The sequence below is a fragment of the Neobacillus paridis genome (assembly GCF_016765675.1).
Taxonomy (GTDB): Bacteria; Bacillota; Bacilli; order Bacillales; family Cytobacillaceae; genus Neobacillus; species Neobacillus paridis.
Genome location: NZ_JAESWB010000400.1, coordinates 1 through 532 on the forward strand (window position 1 = coordinate 1; position 532 = coordinate 532).

Sequence of the window (532 nt, forward strand, 5' to 3'; positions counted from 1 at the left end):
CCCACTGTACCGGGCCGTCAATGTGGAAGGTAGCGCCTCGCTAATGCGAGCGCTCCAAGGATTTGACGTTGAACAGTTCATCTACGCCAGCACGATGCTTGTCCATGCGCCATGCCGGCCAGGCGAACGCATCGATGAATCTCAACCTATTTCACCCAGATGGACCTACCCGCGTTCCAAAGCCGCAGCGGAAGACGCCATCCTGCGCGAACGCGGACAAGTTCCAGTCGTAATGTTGCGACTCGCTGGCGTCTACGACCGCAGATCGATGGTCCCCACATTGGCGCAGCAGTTCGCCTGTGTCTACGAGAAAAGATTCGACAGCTACTTCTATCCGGGCGACACGAACACCGGCCAGGCCATGCTGCACAGGGACGACATGCTGGACGCGTTCGTGCGCTGCATTGATGTTCGTAGCACGCTGCCGCCTGTGTCGACGTTCCTCATTGGTGAAGTCGACGCGATCGGCTATGACGCCTTGCAGGATCGCCTAGGGCACCTGATGCACGCAGAGCAAGATTGGCCGACCACG

General features: G+C 59.0%; 1 protein-coding gene. It reads left to right on the top strand.

Features of this window, described 5'->3' with window-relative positions:
• Nucleotides 1–22: 22 nt before the first annotated feature.
• A partial coding sequence (locus tag JK635_RS23645; RefSeq protein WP_368857115.1) for an NAD-dependent epimerase/dehydratase family protein occupies nt 23–532 on the top strand: 510 nt, incomplete at its 3' end.